Source organism: Pseudoalteromonas sp. SR44-5 (assembly GCF_014163675.1).
Taxonomy (GTDB): Bacteria; Pseudomonadota; Gammaproteobacteria; order Enterobacterales; family Alteromonadaceae; genus Pseudoalteromonas; species Pseudoalteromonas rhizosphaerae.
This window is the reverse complement of the sequence record NZ_JACJDT010000010.1, coordinates 1-16,469: the sequence shown is the minus strand read 5'-3', so window position 1 is coordinate 16,469 and position 16,469 is coordinate 1. Positions and strand designations below refer to the sequence as shown.

14 protein-coding genes and 1 pseudogene are annotated in these 16,469 nt (G+C 40.4%); 6 read left to right on the top strand and 9 right to left on the bottom strand.

Translation table 11 applies throughout. From position 1 onward, the window contains the following. Positions 1-303: 303 nt before the first annotated feature. A complete protein-coding gene (locus tag H5154_RS07620) occupies positions 304-513 on the bottom strand; it encodes a cold-shock protein (RefSeq protein WP_145241558.1) in 210 nt (69 codons plus the stop codon). A gap of 322 nt (positions 514-835) precedes the next feature. Continuing rightward, positions 836-1,888: a dihydroorotase gene (pyrC, locus tag H5154_RS07615; protein WP_149982891.1), complete on the bottom strand. Its 1,053-nt coding sequence runs from the start codon at positions 1,886-1,888 to the stop codon at positions 836-838. A gap of 249 nt (positions 1,889-2,137) precedes the next feature. Here pyrC and H5154_RS07610 point away from each other — a divergent pair, with 249 nt between their 5' ends. Next, the gene (locus tag H5154_RS07610; protein WP_149982890.1) at positions 2,138-4,507 is read left to right on the top strand and encodes an EAL domain-containing protein; all 2,370 of its coding nucleotides are present in this window, start codon (positions 2,138-2,140) and stop codon (positions 4,505-4,507) included. 59 nt (positions 4,508-4,566) lie between these two features. Here H5154_RS07610 and H5154_RS07605 read toward each other — a convergent pair whose 3' ends face one another. Together H5154_RS07605 and bamC are read right to left on the bottom strand one after the other, a co-directional pair. Next, positions 4,567-5,985, bottom strand: coding sequence for a YjiH family protein (locus tag H5154_RS07605; protein ID WP_149982889.1), 1,419 nt, complete (start codon positions 5,983-5,985; stop codon positions 4,567-4,569). A gap of 67 nt (positions 5,986-6,052) precedes the next feature. Then, entirely contained in the window at positions 6,053-7,114 is a 1,062-nt protein-coding gene (gene bamC / locus H5154_RS07600; RefSeq protein ID WP_182717927.1) for an outer membrane protein assembly factor BamC, read from the bottom strand. 352 nt (positions 7,115-7,466) lie between these two features. Here bamC and H5154_RS07595 point away from each other — a divergent pair, with 352 nt between their 5' ends. Beyond that, positions 7,467-8,000 carry a glycine cleavage system protein R gene (locus H5154_RS07595; protein WP_145241549.1) on the top strand — a complete coding sequence of 178 codons (534 nt, stop codon included), beginning with the start codon at positions 7,467-7,469 and terminating at the stop codon, positions 7,998-8,000. Between the two features lie 10 nt (positions 8,001-8,010). After that, the gene (gene bcp / locus H5154_RS07590; protein ID WP_145241547.1) at positions 8,011-8,487 is read left to right on the top strand and encodes a thioredoxin-dependent thiol peroxidase; all 477 of its coding nucleotides are present in this window, start codon (positions 8,011-8,013) and stop codon (positions 8,485-8,487) included. Between the two features lie 127 nt (positions 8,488-8,614). Here the strand turns inward: bcp and H5154_RS07585 are convergent, their stop codons facing one another. The 3 genes from H5154_RS07585 to H5154_RS07575 form a co-directional block, all read right to left on the bottom strand. Then, positions 8,615-9,001 (bottom strand): nuclear transport factor 2 family protein, encoded by a 387-nt coding sequence (locus tag H5154_RS07585; protein WP_149982971.1) that lies wholly within the window; start codon positions 8,999-9,001, stop codon positions 8,615-8,617. Between the two features lie 208 nt (positions 9,002-9,209). Then, positions 9,210-10,091 (bottom strand): MBL fold metallo-hydrolase, encoded by an 882-nt coding sequence (locus tag H5154_RS07580; RefSeq protein WP_182717926.1) that lies wholly within the window; start codon positions 10,089-10,091, stop codon positions 9,210-9,212. A 67-nt stretch (positions 10,092-10,158) separates the two neighbouring features. Beyond that, positions 10,159-10,806 (bottom strand): DsbA family protein, encoded by a 648-nt coding sequence (locus H5154_RS07575; protein WP_182717925.1) that lies wholly within the window; start codon positions 10,804-10,806, stop codon positions 10,159-10,161. A 117-nt stretch (positions 10,807-10,923) separates the two neighbouring features. Here H5154_RS07575 and H5154_RS07570 point away from each other — a divergent pair, with 117 nt between their 5' ends. Next, entirely contained in the window at positions 10,924-11,817 is an 894-nt protein-coding gene (locus H5154_RS07570; protein ID WP_149982884.1) for a LysR family transcriptional regulator, read from the top strand. Positions 11,818-11,837: 20 nt separating this feature from the next. Here H5154_RS07570 and H5154_RS23620 read toward each other — a convergent pair. Further along, positions 11,838-12,090 (bottom strand): annotated as a pseudogene (locus H5154_RS23620) (hypothetical protein); the annotation flags it as partial. Positions 12,091-12,110: 20 nt separating this feature from the next. Here H5154_RS23620 and H5154_RS07565 point away from each other — a divergent pair. Further along, positions 12,111-12,905, top strand: coding sequence for a hypothetical protein (locus H5154_RS07565; RefSeq protein WP_220493378.1), 795 nt, complete (start codon positions 12,111-12,113; stop codon positions 12,903-12,905). 254 nt (positions 12,906-13,159) lie between these two features. Beyond that, on the top strand, positions 13,160-13,429 hold the full coding sequence (locus H5154_RS07560) for a transglutaminase family protein (RefSeq protein ID WP_182717923.1): 270 nt from the start codon (positions 13,160-13,162) through the stop codon (positions 13,427-13,429). A 34-nt stretch (positions 13,430-13,463) separates the two neighbouring features. On the opposite strand, the gene H5154_RS07555 is transcribed toward H5154_RS07560, so the two are convergent. Continuing rightward, complete coding sequence (locus tag H5154_RS07555) at positions 13,464-15,992, bottom strand: excinuclease ABC subunit UvrA (protein WP_182717980.1); 2,529 nt, start codon at positions 15,990-15,992, stop codon at positions 13,464-13,466. Positions 15,993-16,469 lie beyond the last annotated feature (477 nt).

Genomic DNA, 16,469 nt, shown 5'->3' with positions numbered 1-16,469 from the left:
GGCAAAATAGCACTATCTAATTAAATACTAATTTAATTAAAAACATCATCGTTATTGGTGTTGAGTAGCTGACTAACTGTATACAGTTGGTATAAAAAGTTTATTGAGGGACGCAAATATGTACACCGCTTGTATTGAGCAGCATTTGGTCTAGTGAAATAGCATTCAGAATTTAGTGTAAATTTATTGAATTTAAAAAAGTAGCGGTAGAAGGTTTATTTTAAATAAGAATTTGATGAGGGGGAATTATGGTGAAACAGAGTCCTGTTTCACCAAGTTGAACCTAGGTTCACATAATAAAAATTATGCTAGTTCTACGTTCTCAGCTTCAGGGCCTTTTTGGCCTTGCTTGATGCCGAAAGACACTTGTTGGCCTTCGCTTAGAGTGCGAAAACCTGAGCCTGTAATAGCGCTGAAATGTACGAATACGTCAGGACCATTTTCTTGTTCAATAAAACCGAAGCCTTTAGCTTCGTTGAAGAACTTAACTTTACCAGTAACCGTGTTTGACATACCAAATTTTCCTGTAAGTCAATAATTAAAATTCAGCCAGATTGGCTATATCCTCCCTGAGTGAATGCCCAATAAATCGCTGGGATAAAGTACAGGAAGAAGTAATAACCATTAACCGGAAACCTTACACGCCGCACATTAACCAAAAAATTCAATACGCAAAAACTCAAAGCAAGTTAAGGTTAACACAATATAATTGTTTTAGCTCTATTAATTGAGAATTATTTTAATGCTTTTAACATCAACTCAATAAAACTGTTCAAGTGATTAATTTTAATACAAAAAGCACACCTTTCTTAGCTGTGCTTTACTGACTTTATGGTTATTTAATCAGCCAATCAATTGTGCTTTCGGCTTTAATTGGCACTACGTGATCATTTCCTAATGGGTAACTTGCTGGCACTGTCCATGGTTGCTTTAGAAGTGTAACTGTATCTGTATTACGTGCTAAACCATAAAAGTCTGGACCAAAATGACTTGCAAAGCCTTCTAGCTTATCAAGCGCACCGGCTTCTTCAAATGCTTCCGCGTATAACTCAAGTGCAGCATGAGCGGTGTATGCTCCGGCACACCCACATGCGGCTTCTTTTTTATCTTTATAATGCGGCGCGGAATCAGTACCTAAAAAGAACTTAGCACTGCCACTGGTCGCAGCACTAATAAGTGCTTGTTGGTGTGTATTACGTTTTAATATTGGTAAACAGTAATAATGTGGGCGGATCCCCCCCGCTAGCATATGATTGCGGTTATACAATAAATGATGTGCCGTAATGGTTGCAGCCACATTATCAGAGGCATTATTTACAAAATCAACGGCATCTTTCGTGGTGATATGTTCAAGCACAATTTTTAAATCTGGGAAGTCTTGTACCACATCAATTAAAATTGTCTCTAGAAATACTTTTTCACGATCGAATATATCAATCGATGAATCTGTCACTTCACCATGGATCAGCAATAACATACCAACTTCTTGCATGGCTTTTAATGCTGGGTAAATCTTTTTAATTGATGTTACACCAGAATCAGAATTTGTTGTCGCACCTGCTGGATACACTTTACCGGCAACGATTTTACCAGTGGCATGCGCTTTTTTGATTTCATCCGCGCTCGTGTTATCAGTTAGATAAAGCACCATCAGAGGCTCAAAATTTCCTTGTGGTCCAGCCGCCATAATACGGTCGCGATACGCTAAAGCCGTTTCAGTACAGGTTGCCGGAGGAACTAAGTTTGGCATAATAATAGCGCGTCCCATATAACGGCTAATATCACGCACTGTATCTTTTAATTGATCCCCATCACGTAAATGAACATGCCAGTCATCTGGGCGAGTGATAGTTAACGTTGACTGAGTGTCGAAGGCTTGCTTTGTCATTACTTGTTTCCTCGGCTGAATTTAGTTGATCATATGCATATGCCCTATCTGAGTAAAGATTTTATTGCGGTTTTTACTGATGCTTTTTATCAACGGATAGAATGAAAGCACTGAATCATCAATAGTTTGGCGTGCGTTTTCCTTTACGTACATATCTTGCTAATTTTATTTATTCTTTGTCTAAACGTTAACATTCCGTTAATCTATAGATTCATTAATGACACAAAACGGTATATTCACGCGTGGCATATGCAGAATAAAGTAGACTTATCTTCAGCGCTTGATGCTAAAACCGAGCAACTGAGTATTATTAATCAGTTTTCATCAAGCTTATTACAGTTAGATAAACTCGATGAACTATTCAACTATGTCACCACTGAAGTAGTTAAACGGCTAGGTTTTGTTGATTGTGTTATTTATATTGCCGATGAAAGTGCTACAACCTTGCATGAAGTCGCATCAATGGGAGTGTCTCCTGCTAATAGTAACTATGCCATAGAACGAAAAACCATCGCATTTAATCAAGGCATTACTGGTTATGTTGCTTCAACAGGCAGCGCAGTCATTATTGGTGATGTCAGTACTGATAGCCGTTATATCGCAGATGTACGCCCTGCAATGTCTGAACTATGCGTACCATTAGTTTATAAGCAGCAGGTTTTAGGAGTTATAGACTGCGAGCATCCGGTACGTAACTATTTTAGTGATGCCCATCTTGAAATTTTAACCACCGTAGCGCATTTGCTCAGTGCTAAAATAAATCAGGTCAACACCGTTGAAAACTTGCAACAAACGGTAAGCAAATTAAATGCAGCACAAAAGCTAGAAGGAACGCTTTTACAAATAGCAAATTTAACCTATCAAGCCAATGATTTGGATACTTTTTTAGAAGCATTGCATGGCATTATGACCAACTTGCTGCGCGCTGATAACTTTTTGGTAGGGCTATACAACAAAAATATCGATATTCTCGATATTGTTTACATTGTCGAGGAAGGAGTACGTTCAAATGCCCATAAAAAGATATCAAAAGAGCAACTAAAACATACTGCATCCTATTATCTTTTAAATTCCGAACAGCCTTTACTATTAAATAAAAAAGAATATCAACAACATATAAATGATGGCCACTTTAAAATGGTGGGTCGCCAGTCAGAATCTTGGCTTGGTGTACCATTTAAAGTAAGCGATCATATAAGCGGTGTGATCGTGGTACAAAGTTACGATAAAACTCACCATTATAATGATCATGACCGCACCCTACTGACGTATGTCAGCCGCCAAATTAGTATGGCCATCGACAGACAACTATCTCGCCAAGCACTGGAACATCGCGCTTTGCATGATGAATTAACTGGGCTTGCTAATCGCTCTTTACTAATTGACCGCATTAAGCACGGCATTTTACGGCTTACTCGAACACCCAAAGGGCGATATCATGCGTTGCTGTATCTAGATTTCGACCGTTTCAAAAGCATCAATGATTCATTAGGACATGAAGTGGGCGATCACTTTTTAATCGCCATTTGTAAGTTAATTAAAGGCACAATTCGAAATACCGATACATTCGCACGACTCGGTGGTGATGAGTTTGCTATTTTTATGGAAAATATCACTCACAAAAACCAAGTTAACGACGCACTAAAACGGATTAAAAAAGTCCTCGCGGAGCCACTTAATATTGATGGCCATTTACTGCAAGCTTCGACCAGTATTGGCGTTGCATTTTGTGAAAACGAAAACGACAAAGCCTATCAGTTATTACAGCATGCAGATGCTGCAATGTACGAAGCTAAATCAACAGGCCGTGGCCAAGTAAGATTTTTTAATAACACCATGCGTAAAAAGCTCAAAAGCCACGCTGATATAGAAAATGATTTACAGCATGGCATTGAGCATAATGAGTTTGAGTTATATTATCAGCCGATCTTTGCTATACAACAATGTAACGTGGTCGGTTTTGAAGCACTCGTGCGTTGGCATCACCCACGCAAAGGCTTTGTCTCACCTAATGATTTTATTTCAATAGCAGAACACACTGGGCAAATAATTAATCTCGACCTGCATTTATTAGATCTGGCAGGAAAACAAATAGCTGCGTGGCAACAACAAGGTAAACGTTTCTTACGTGTGACAGTGAATGTTTCCTCACGACATTTTGCAAGCATAGACTTTATCTCACAAATTCATGCTATTTATAATAAATATGAGCTAGCATTAGGCTCCTTATGTTTAGAGATCACCGAATCAGGTTTGATCGAAAACTTAGAATTAGCAACTAAGATAATTGAAGGGTTAGCGCCATTAAAAGTAAAGTTATGTTTAGATGATTTTGGCACGGGGTACTCTTCTTTGGGTTACTTACACCAACTGCCAATTCATGTGCTAAAAATTGATAAGAGCTTTATTGACCGCCTTAAAGACACCGCCACGCCATTGGTTGACGCCATTTTGTCATTGGCATCATCACTTAAGTTAGATGTTGTAGCCGAAGGAATTGAAACTCAAGAGCAACTCGCCATATTACAAAAAACTCAATGTGATTTTGGCCAAGGCTTCTTAAAAGCTAAACCCCTGCCCGCCGATCAAGCAATTTTATTGATTGATAAACCACTTTAACAACCATAAAAAAAAGCCTTGATTAATCAAGGCTTTTTATAAATTAACAACTGGCAGGATCAGCCAACCAACCAATGTGCCATCAGGGCAATAACGGGTAACGTGATCAAGGTTCTGAGAATAAATATTACAAATAATTCAAATATATTGACTGGGATTTTACTACCCAATAAAAGCGCGCCCACTTCTGACATGTAAATCAACTGGGTTACACTCATTGCCGCAATAATAAAACGAGTAACATCACTTTCGATCGTGCCAGCAGCTAATATTGACGGAATAAACATATCCGCAAAGCCAACCATGATCGTTTGCGCAGCAGTTTCTGCTTCTGGGATTTGTAATAACTCTAAAAATGGGATGAACGGTTTGCCTAAATAAGCAAATATCGGCGTATATTCAGCAATAACTAATGCGAACGTGCCCACAGCCATAACCACAGGTAATACTGCAAACACCATATCTAATGCGTTGTGAATACCTTCTTTTATGGTACCAGCAAAGCCCGGTGAGTTTTTAGCTTTGTGCAGCGCTACATGTAGCGCATGTTTGAACACATTTTTGCCATGTGGCACGCGTTCTTTATGCTTATCAGGCTGACTTCCATCAATATATATATCTTTTTTAAAGCTCAATGGCGGTATACGTGGCACGATCAGCGCAGCAACAACCCCAGCTAAACAAACGGTTAAATAAAACGGGGCAAATAATTTTTCCAGCCCTACTTGGCCTAATACCACCAAACAAAACGTAATTGATACCGCGGAGAACGTAGTACCGATAATCGCCGCTTCACGCTGAGTATAATGCTTTTCTTCATATTGGCGCGCAGTCATTAAAATACCCACACTGCCATCACCTAGCCACGAGGTTGCACAATCAACAGCACTTCGCCCTGGAACGCCAAATAACGGGCGCATTACTCTAGTTAATAATGTGCCTACTAACTCAAGCAAGCCAAAATTCAACAATAAAGGCAGTAATAAACCCGCTAAAATAAATACCGAAAATAACACCGGCAATAAATCTTTTAGCACTAAGCCACCGGTATTTCCTGATGTAATACCATCGAAAAGTGGAATTAAAAACTCTGGTAACGTCGATTTAAAATCCGGATTATTAATACTTAAAACCGTTAAGATAATAAACGCCATACCAAATAAGCGGATCACTAGCCAAAGCCAATGCACATCAAAAAGATGCTTTAAAATAGTAGATTTCATTAATACCGCAGGCTTAAAAGCCTTGAAAATCAATGATAAAACACCTGTAGTACAAATAATTAGAGTGATCAACGTATCGGCATACGATGTAATATGTGCTTGCACCGCTTTTGCCATAACAGCGATAGGAATAGTCATTGCCCCGTCCATTGGCACTGGAGTCATGAATAAGAGGACGCCAATCAATGAAGGAACTAAAAAATTAAACCATACCTTAAAGTCAAACTGCGGGTGAGAGGAAGCTAGATTAGACATTATTTTCAACCTGTAGAAACCACAAAAAGAGCAAAAGCTCTTTTTGTGGTGTTATTATTATTTATTATTAAATTTTAATACCGCGTTGGCGCAGAGCACTTTCTAACGCTTGTTGTAAGTCATTCATCGTACCAGGCTCTAACGTTGTGCCTTCATCGTCCATCCACGTTAAGCTAGTACCACCTTCTTTGGTGCGACTGACTAAGATTTGATATTGGCCGTTTTCAATCGGCAATTCAGCAAGTTCTTCACCCCAAATTGAATCCCAAACACTTGATTCAGGTTTGTTGTAATCAGCCGTGATCAAACCACGTTCTTGATCAATTTCAACTATCGTAAACGATAGGCGCTCAAGAAATCCTGAGAAACGATCAAATATTACAAAGTAATCCTGTTCAGTTACCAGTGCCGCATTGCCTTTATTATCAAAACCCATTTCCAGCGAAATAATGCCTTGTTGTTTACGTATTTCAACTTCAAGTTGACGATAGCGATAATCAAACTCAGCCACTACTTGGTTCAGTGCACGCACTTCTAGCTGCTGTTGTAAAACTGGTGTCAATGGCACATCTTTACTTTTATACTCAGCTAACTTAGCGCTTAATGAAGCTGTGCGTTGATGTGACTTTTCTTCAATAGTAAAAATAAAACGTTGCTCAGATACCGCAGTATCGCTATCCCATAACCAACCTTCTTCAGGTTTAATTATGGCATACCAGTCAGTTTCTATTGAACCTAATAACTTATCTTGTTTGATTGCCTTTGTTTGGTGTTCCGCTAACACAGCGTGCACAGAATCCCAAATAAACTCATCTAAATCGACAATACCATCGTTTTTATCAAAATAAACGCGTGCTTGTTTATCACCTTCTTCAACCCAACTGCCTTTTGCCACAGTTAATACTTGTGCTGGGGGACGATAGTTTGTTGAATCCGGATTATTGTCATATTCCGCCACATCCATTTTATAAATGGGGTCTAAAGCTGGCTGAGCCAATTGTCCTGGCACTTGTACCGGCTCACTGGCACGGTAATTACGTTTTTGATGCGCTTCGTCAGTGAACACACCACATCCTGACAAGCTAACCAATACGCTTACAGCAAGCGCTTTTGGGATCCAATACTGCACAGATAATTCTCCTTAGCATACCCTTAATTGTTTTAACAAATATATGAGTGGGTTATGCCGATTTGGTTCAGTGTAAAGTCAATATTAACTTTACGTATCTTGTTTTTATGCAAAACCCGTTACTTTGGGGTACGGCTAAACGTAAGTGTCAGCCTGTCAATATGCAAAATTTTAACTATGGTACTTTCCCATGCCACTAAAAACAAGAAACACTGTGCTTTAATAACAGCTTAATTATCTCGGCCTGTAGTTTAGCGATTGTTTTGTGTTAAACTTCGCCGCCGTGTGGTGGTAATTGCCGGCTTAGCTTACTCTGATTGTTATTAATAATATAACCTAGGTACTTGAATTCATGACTGCTTTTTCAAATCATCAGATCGTTTTAACTGCCATTGGCGATGATCGCCCTGGTATTGTCAGTGAATTAACCCAATTAGTCAGTGACTGTCACTGTAATATTATTGATAGTCGCATTGCCATCTTAGGCAATGAATTTACATTTATTATGCTGTTATCAGGTGATATGTCGGCAATCAGCCGCATTGAACACACCCTGCCCCTCAAAGGCATGGAGCTGGGCTTACTCACTATGATGAAGCGGACAGCCAGTCATACTCAAAGTGAATTTTGTGCTGGCTACACCCTCGAATATACAGGTATCGATACACCTGGCACGTTAAGTAAAGTTACCCGCTTTTTTGCCGACAACCACATTAGTATTTGTTCTTTAAAGTCAGATACCTATGACGAAGAAAAAGATACAAAAATGCGCTGTGAACTGGAGTTTAACATTCCTGTTGAGGTTGACATTGATACGTTTAAAGTCCAATTTGAAGATCTGTCGCGTACTCTAAACGTAGATTACATATTTCGACGCATTCGCTAAGGAGCAAAGCATGAACACAATTAATCCATTACAAGCCGGCGACAAAGCCCCCGCTTTTAGCTTACAAAACCAAGATGATGAAACAATCGTCCTTGCAGAGCTATTAAAAGAGCAGCAAGTATTAGTGTACTTTTATCCAAAAGCATCAACACCTGGTTGCACCGTGCAAGCTGAAAACTTACGTGATGAAAAAGCTGTGTTAGCACAGCTAAATACCCGCGTGGTTGGTATCAGCCCTGATCCGGTAAAAAAATTAAAGAACTTTGAAACCAAAAAAGAATTAAACTTTGACCTACTTTCAGACGAAGATCACGCGATTGCAGAAGCATTCGGCGTATGGGGCTACAAAAAGTTTATGGGTAAAGAGTACGACGGCATTCACCGTTTAAGCTTCTTGATCGGCCAAGACGGAACAATAAAGCACTTTTTCGATAAATTTAAAACCAAAGACCATCATCAAGTGGTGCTGGATTATTTGACTAAATAATCGGTGCTAGATGCTACAGAGTTGAACTTAAGCGTTGCCGATTGGCAACGCTTTTTTTTATGCACGAGAGTACGAAATAAAAGCGCACCTACAACATACTTGTAGTTGTTATTAAAAAACTACTTTTTTACATGACATCGCTAACGGTTTTACTATCAACAAATTGTTCAAAACTGATGATCTTACCCTCTTTGAGTATCCATAAATGGGCGACTCTGGCCTTAAAAAATTTGCCTGTGGCTTTATTGGTTCCGCTATAGCTACCATAAGCAAACACCTTGTCGCCAGCAGCAACATAGTCTTCTACCGCAAAATTATAACCATTCCATTCACTGCCTAACCGTACAAATACATTTTTTTCAATTTCATCAAAGCCTTGGTAGGTTCCGGCATATGGAAAACCAGCGGCTTCCGTCCATTGTGTTTCGTTTGTTATATAACGCTTGAGGTTTTTACCGTTTTCTTCTGAGGTCTTACCTTCATAAGTACTTTTTACAATATCAAGATTGGTCATCGATTTAGTCTCCAGATTAAAACTATTGTAATGTTCTAATGACGATATTTTGGCAGTGGTACTGCATGCTTGAAGCATAGCCAAAGCCATTACTATCGTGATTACTCGCTGAATTCCCCCCATGAAATGAAGCCTGTACAAAGAGTTGAACGGACCTTTCAAACTGCAAGCGGCTTGAAAAGCCATAAATAAATTTAAGCTGTAGTAATTAGCCCCAAGGCATCTCGCCCATAATAACTTTGGCACTTAACGCCAATACGCTATCGCCGCCAATATTTGGATAGCTTGCTTTCATTTTACTCATCAATTCACTTGAATTAGCTGAAGACTTGGCTGCAGCTTCAAAGTCTTGAATGTATTTGCGAGTAAAGTGCACCGCTTCAATAGTCAATGGCTTATCACCTAACATATGACCAGAGATCACAGTTTTAGGATGCAGCTGCTCAATAACATCAAGGGTTTTATACCAACTTTGACGTGATTCAGGTGTTTGCGTATCTGCTAAAAAAACATGCATGTTGTTAAATACCACAACACCACCCAACATAGTTTTAGTCGAAGGGATCCATACAAAAGTATGTTTTGGATCATGACCGTCAAGACCAACAATATTCACTTTTTCACCATCAACCAATAAGGTGTCGCCTTGCAATACTTCTGGCAAAACTAGTTTTTGCGGTGCATTTTCTTTAAGAATTGGCCCCCAATAAGCCTTTTTAGGCGCCATTGACGCTTTAATATAATCTCGGGTTTTAGCAGTTGATAATACCTTAGCATCAGGATAGGCCTCGGTGATCACGTCTAAGCCAAAATAATAGTCAGGATCACCATGACTAATGTAAATAGTGGTTAATTTTTTACCTGATTTTTTAATCAACTCAACCACTGATTGTGCATCATTGCGCTGAAATTGCGCATCAACTAAAATCGCTTCGGTTGGACCGCTGATCAACACCGAACTAACTGGGAACGTGCTTTTTTGTTGTGGATTAAACACACTGGTTTCAAGTGTTGCACTAACTGCATTGGCAGATACTGCCATCATTGTAGCAAGCGTGCTTGCCTGAATTAATTTAGATAAAAATGTCATAGTAGCCTCTAAAATGTCGCTCATTTAGCGAGTAAATTGGGTGTTTTTAAACGTGTAAAATTATTGGTTAATCAATCGTATTAATTAATTGTTTTACATAAGCTAACCACTGCTGTGGCTGACCGTAATAACGCGAGTGGTCTAATTTAGTAAATGCGCCATCGCCGTGCTCAAACGCAAGTGTTGGAAACCCACTACCGCCAACTAAATTCAACATCTGCCGCGCTTTAATTATTTGCTGCTGCGTTTTTTCGCCACTAAAAAGGTCAAACGCATTTAAAAAAGCCCTAGAGCTAGCACCAAGTTGAGTGGCTATGTTAGCTAAATTAGCTATATCAGACTGAGAACGGCCAAGTACAAATTGATCAACTTGCATTCTATGCAGCATGGCAACAGTATTAAGACCTAAAGATCCACCAGCTAATAGCGCCGTGATCGGCGTATCTGAATCTAAAATTCGCTGCTTATCATCTAATAGCGTTTCATAATAAGTTGGACTAAATACTTGCCCCGTTAAACTTGTGATCCTGTTATCCATGGCGATTATTTGCTGATGAAAATCAGCTGATAACTGACGTTTATTAGCCCCTGAAAATAAGCCGCCGCCATACAGCTTAATATCTATTGTTGTTAATTGAGTGAGTTCATCAATCAGCGGTGCGACGGCATAACACCAACCACACTGCGGGTCCATAATGAAATGCAAGGTCTTCATTTTATTTTCCTGTCAGCAGTATTAAATTTATGAAACAAGTATAAATTGCAAATATGTTGCAATAAACATCACAACAGGCAATAGTTAATTGCATATATCGAACATATAGGAAATAAAATGGACAGGATCACCGCAGCTCAAGTCTTTGTTAGAATTGTCGAGCAAGGTAGTATGGTCAGCGCAGCGCATTCGTTAGATATGTCGCGCTCGATGGTAACTAGGTACTTAAGCGAAATGGAAAGTTGGGCGAATAGTCAGTTATTACATCGCTCTACGCGTAAACTCACGCTCACCGCCGCAGGTGAAAAAGCTTTTGTAAATTGTCTGTCGTTATTAGATTTAGCCAAACAAGTGTCTATCCCTTTAGAGCAAGATCATGTCGCACAACCTGAAGGGTCGATCCGTATTTCTTGCTCTCAATTTGTCGCCGCTAATTTATTGCCAGCAGTAATTGATCAGTTTTTAGATGAGTATCCCAAAGTACATATAGATATTCATATCAGTAACCAAGTAACTAATTTAGTTGAAGATAGAATCGATCTAGCAATACGTATTACCAACGACTTAGACCCCAATATCATTGCACGCCCGCTGGGTCGTTGCCGCTCAGTGTTATGCGCCACCGAAGATTACCTAAATCGTTTTGGTTACCCTGTTTACCCTGATGATTTGGCCAAACATAATTGCTTAATTTATTCTAATTTTGGAAAAAGTTTGTGGCATTTCAGCAAAGAAGAACTCGCGGTTGTTACTTCAGTCGCTGGCAACTTCAGTGCGAATGAATCAATGCTCTTACTTCAATCAGCACTCAAAGGACGCGGTATATCTTTACAACCTAAACATGCCGTACAACAGTTGATCAATGATAAAAAGCTGGTTCATGTGCTCCCCAACTATGAGCCAGCGTCCTTAGGTATTTACGCCATATACCGTTCTCGCAAACATCAATCTATAGCGATTAGAAAGTTACTCGAGCGCCTAATTGCGTATTTTGAAAAAACAGACACTTAAAAATACAAATAACTTAAAATTAATAAGCGCATAAACCAGCTAATGCTACTTAAACTCCCTTGGTATTGCTCAACCGTTTGATTCAAAAAGGTGAGCTCTGTTTTACTCAATTTTACCCATTGCAAATACTTTTTCGTCAATAACGTAGCTTTACACAGCTTATGCCAGCGTAGAATTATAGCTTTGTCATTAAGTCTATTTGCTTTTTATCATCAACTTAAGTGCTAAGTGCGTGTGATTACTCATCACTGCATACGCACACAGAGAAATACAATGACCAAATTTTAGGCTGGATGTCTTGCTTATTGTTGAGTAAACCAAGACTTAGTAATTCAATTCTAGCGAATACCACTGAAGCGATAACCTCATTTACGCCACTAACCCTTGGTACTTATACTGCTTCGGTTAGTGTAACGGACGATGCGGGTAATACGGTTGTAAAACACATTTTAATTGCTGTTTCTCTGCATGATGTTAGCTGGCTTGGTAGTGTTAGCGGTCGTCTGGTTGATGCTTTAGGGCGCGGCCTTGCTAATGTCGATCTGTTTTCAAGTGAAGCAATAATAGACAGTTTATATTTCTCTACGGATGATAATGGCTATTATCAAGCAGTAATAGGCGTAGGAGCAGAGAAGAAATTTAACATTATGGGTTTTAGCTCTCCATTTACATCTGCTACCGTTGTGAGAGAGCAGCAGGTAACTACCAACCACTTCACCATTGATTTAGGTACAAAAACAGCACTTATTAAGCAAAATGTCCGTATTGGTTTGACAGCTTGTGAAGGTTATAGCGGCCCTACTGAGCTTAAGCTTAAATTTAACTCATTAGATTTCACGTTAGAAGGGGGAGAATTAGATCAGTCCGTTTCTGACAATCAAACAATCACTATTGGCAAAACCAAAGATTTTTCAATACTTGCACCTTTTTTATATCGTGTAGAACCAGATGATTATCCTGTTATTTGGATAAAAAACACCGAAAAAGGAGATTATGATAGTAAGGAAGAATGGCAATTAGATTTACGTGCTAACTCAAATGATGTTGTTGAGCACACATTTGAAATCTGTGACCAACTCACCCCATAATGATTAAATCTTGCTTGATAAACCTTTATCGAATTTTCAGCTTAGGTCGATTCAATTTATCTTAATCAGAAAAGCTTTTGTACTAGTACAGAAGCTTTTTTGAGTAGATATCACTGATTTTTAGTGAGTCGTTCAAGCTCTATATCACCTAGATACATCAAGATTTTAGTATTGAATATCGCGAAGATAGCCCACCATTACCCGCTAATGAAACCTTTAAAATTAACAAAGGATCTTGTAGTGAATTGTCTTAGATGCAAATTAATCTGCTGCGCCATTTTGGCATTGCCGTGCGTTTTGTCAGCGGCTATTTCTATTTTGATATGGAAACCCCTTCGATGAACTGCACGCTTGGCAGAGGTTTTTTACCTGGTACAGGTTGGTTAGGTTTTAACCCCAACCATGGTATTTTGACTGATAATACCCACTTTGATGTCGCGTCCAGCGACGCCCGAAAACACCATGCCTATTTATGGTGGTATACGGGGCAGCGCAACATCGCAATTAATCACCAACTTAAGTAAAAAAAAACGTCGATAACCTAAAGTCAGACTAATGCTAAGGCGTCAAAAAGGGTGCTGTTTGGCTGGCCTTTGACTTAGCGACATTGGCCGGTGGTCCTTGAGCAACAATATTCCCACCTTCATCGCCCGCACCAGGACCAATATCAATGACCCAGTCGCTATGGCTCGCGACCTGCATATCGTGTTCAACCATGATTACGGTGTTACCTGCGTCTACCAGACCATTTAATTGCAACATCAACATAGCAACATCTGCGGGATGAAGGCCATTAGTGGGTTCATCGAGAATATACAAGGTGTCACCGCGTTGCGTTCGTTGCAACTCAGTAGCTAATTTTATCCGTTGCGCTTCACCGCCCGATAATTCGGTAGCAGGCTGACCAAGCCTTAAGTAGCCGAGCCCCACTTGCAACAAGGCATCCAAAGCGCGTGCTATTAAAGGCTCATCCATAAAAAATTCACGAGCTGTTTCGACGGTTAAATCAAGCACTTCAGCGATATTTTTATCTCGATAAGTAATATCGAGCGTTTCGTCATTGTAACGCTGCCCTTGACATACCTGACAAGGCGAATAAACACTAGGCAAAAACAACAATTCGACACTCACAAATCCTACGCCTTCACAATTCGAACAACGCCCCTTAGCTACATTAAACGAAAAGCGCCCTGCGTCGTAGCGCCTCGCTTTTGCTTTGGGTGTGGCGGCGAATAGCTTACGTACGTGGTCAAACAAACCGGTGTAAGTGGCAAGGTTTGAGCGTGGTGTTCGGCCAATAGCTTTCTGATCCACGGTCACTAAACGTCGGATGTGCTGTATGCCATCAACAATTTTACCGCTGGTGGCGATTTCTAATTCTTCCTCAAGTAAATCAGTCTCATCATTGGGTGCCTCGACGGTATTTTGCTGACCAAGGGCATCAGACACAAGCTCCACCAGCGCCTGACTGACTAAACTCGATTTTCCCGAACCCGAGACACCGGTAACGCTAGTCATAAGCCCTAGCGGAAACTCAATGTCGATATTCTTCAAGTTGTTTCGCTTAACCTGAACTAATTTGAGCCAAGCATTCGGCTGTCTTGGCCTATGTGCTGCACTGTCATCTTTATTAAACACAAATCGACCAGTGTGAGACTCGGTTACCTCGCGCAAGCCCTCAAGCGGACCACTGTAAATAATTTCTCCGCCATGGGTTCCAGCATTGGGACCTACATCAACAATCCAATCTGCATGGCGAATAACGCTAACATCATGCTCTACCACAAATACTGAATTACCCGCTGCGATTAATTCATCTAAGGCACCTAGCAATGCTTGAGTATCAGCGGGATGCAGACCGGCTGAGGGTTCGTCTAATACGTAAACGACACCAAATAATTGAGAGCGGATCTGCGTTGCAAGGCGCAGGCGCTGTAGTTCGCCCGGAGATAACGTGGGCGTACCACGTTCAAGCGACAAATAACCCAAACCAAGTCGAGTAAGCGCTTCAACACGAGTAAGAATATCGCTGGCAATACGCTGTGCGACGATGGCTTTTTCTCGATTAGCGGTGTTATCAGCGGGTTTGTTATTAGCTGTATCCTTTAACCGCAACGCCAACTCAGTCAGCGTCAATTGCGACAATTCACCAATATCAAGTCCAGCAAATTTAACCGACAGTGACGCTTGTTTGAGTTTTTTACCCTGACATTCGGGGCATTGAGAAATCTGCATAAACTGCGATACCCGCTTTTTGGTGCGCGGGCTTTGCGTAGTAGCAAATGACTGCAAAATAAAACGCTTGGCGCTTGTATAGGTCCCCATGTAATTGGGCTTTTCCCCTTTATCAATTGCTTCTCGTATTTGGCTAATATTGTAGTCTCGATAAACCGGCACTTCAGGGGTTTCATCGGTAAACAAGATCCAATCCCGCGTTTTTTGTGGCAATTTTTTCCAAGGAGTATCAACTTCATAGCCCAATGCAATCAAAATACGCAATAAATTTTGCCCTTGCCATGCTGGCGGCCATGCCGCGATAGCGCGTTCCCTAATAGTCTTGCTGTCATCTGGTACCAACGACTTCTCTGTCACTTCAAATACACGACCTATGCCATGGCATCGCTCACAAGCGCCCTCTGGGGTATTTGGCGAGAAGCCGTCAGCGTAAAGTATATTTTGACCTGTTGGATATTGCCCTGCACGGGAATAAAGCATGCGCAAGCCATTAGAAATCGTGGTAACACTACCAACAGATGAACGCACCGATGGAGTTCCTCGCTGCTGTTGCAGTGCTACTGCTGGCGGTAACCCTTCGATTGAATCAACATCTGGCTCCTCTACTTGATCAATCAAGCGACGGGCATAAGGCGAAACAGAATCTAGGTAACGACGCTGAGATTCAGCAAACAAAGTGCCAAAGGCCAATGACGACTTTCCTGAGCCAGAAATACCAGTAAAAACCACCAAGGCATTACGGGGCAAATCAACATCGATGTTTTTTAAGTTGTGAACCCGTGCACCTCTAACTTGGATACATTCATCAGGCTCAATACGACTAGGTTTGTTTTTTTGTCGAACGATTGTTATCTCCTTTTTTGTAGCGTGTTGGCATAAAAAAACCACCTTACGATTTTATAGATATGGAGGTTGATGATAAATTAGCAAGGCTAAAATTATTCAGCATAATTGATTGGAATGAATTTATTTTGGCAGGATAAGTCAGGCTTGACTCCTTACCCAACGAAAGAGCCATAACAATTTACCGTGGGTGAATAATATCTATCAGATCACAGTAACCAACTCAATTAAAGGTTAAAAAACAATCAAGTTAATTGTGTAGAACCAGTTCCTAAATGAGTAATTCTACAGCCTGAACGCACGCCTAAACGGCGAGCAACTTATTGCGAGTCCAGCGGCCGCAGGCCGCGATGTTTAAGGAGCTTGTATGGATAATAAACCCATAAATTAATTATTATTTTAACCTAGTTCGGGTAATGTGAGGCCCAAGCTTTGGCTGCAACCAAAGTCTTTTATACAGTAGTTCGATTGATTGAAGGCTCCTCT

Excerpts from the sequence above, each read along its gene's own strand:
- H5154_RS07620 (WP_145241558.1), bottom strand. The coding sequence starts at position 513 with ATGTCAAACACGGTTACTGGTAAAGTTAAGTTCTTCAACGAAGCTAAA.
- pyrC (WP_149982891.1), bottom strand. The coding sequence starts at position 1,888 with ATGACAAAGCAAGCCTTCGACACTCAGTCAACGTTAACTATCACTCGC.
- H5154_RS07610 (WP_149982890.1), top strand. The coding sequence starts at position 2,138 with ATGCAGAATAAAGTAGACTTATCTTCAGCGCTTGATGCTAAAACCGAG.
- H5154_RS07605 (WP_149982889.1), bottom strand. The coding sequence starts at position 5,985 with ATGTCTAATCTAGCTTCCTCTCACCCGCAGTTTGACTTTAAGGTATGG.
- H5154_RS07595 (WP_145241549.1), top strand. The coding sequence starts at position 7,467 with ATGACTGCTTTTTCAAATCATCAGATCGTTTTAACTGCCATTGGCGAT.
- bcp (WP_145241547.1), top strand. The coding sequence starts at position 8,011 with ATGAACACAATTAATCCATTACAAGCCGGCGACAAAGCCCCCGCTTTT.
- H5154_RS07585 (WP_149982971.1), bottom strand. The coding sequence starts at position 9,001 with ATGACCAATCTTGATATTGTAAAAAGTACTTATGAAGGTAAGACCTCA.
- H5154_RS07580 (WP_182717926.1), bottom strand. The coding sequence starts at position 10,091 with ATGACATTTTTATCTAAATTAATTCAGGCAAGCACGCTTGCTACAATG.
- H5154_RS07575 (WP_182717925.1), bottom strand. The coding sequence starts at position 10,806 with ATGAAGACCTTGCATTTCATTATGGACCCGCAGTGTGGTTGGTGTTAT.
- H5154_RS07570 (WP_149982884.1), top strand. The coding sequence starts at position 10,924 with ATGGACAGGATCACCGCAGCTCAAGTCTTTGTTAGAATTGTCGAGCAA.
- H5154_RS07565 (WP_220493378.1), top strand. The coding sequence starts at position 12,111 with ATGTCTTGCTTATTGTTGAGTAAACCAAGACTTAGTAATTCAATTCTA.
- H5154_RS07560 (WP_182717923.1), top strand. The coding sequence starts at position 13,160 with ATGCAAATTAATCTGCTGCGCCATTTTGGCATTGCCGTGCGTTTTGTC.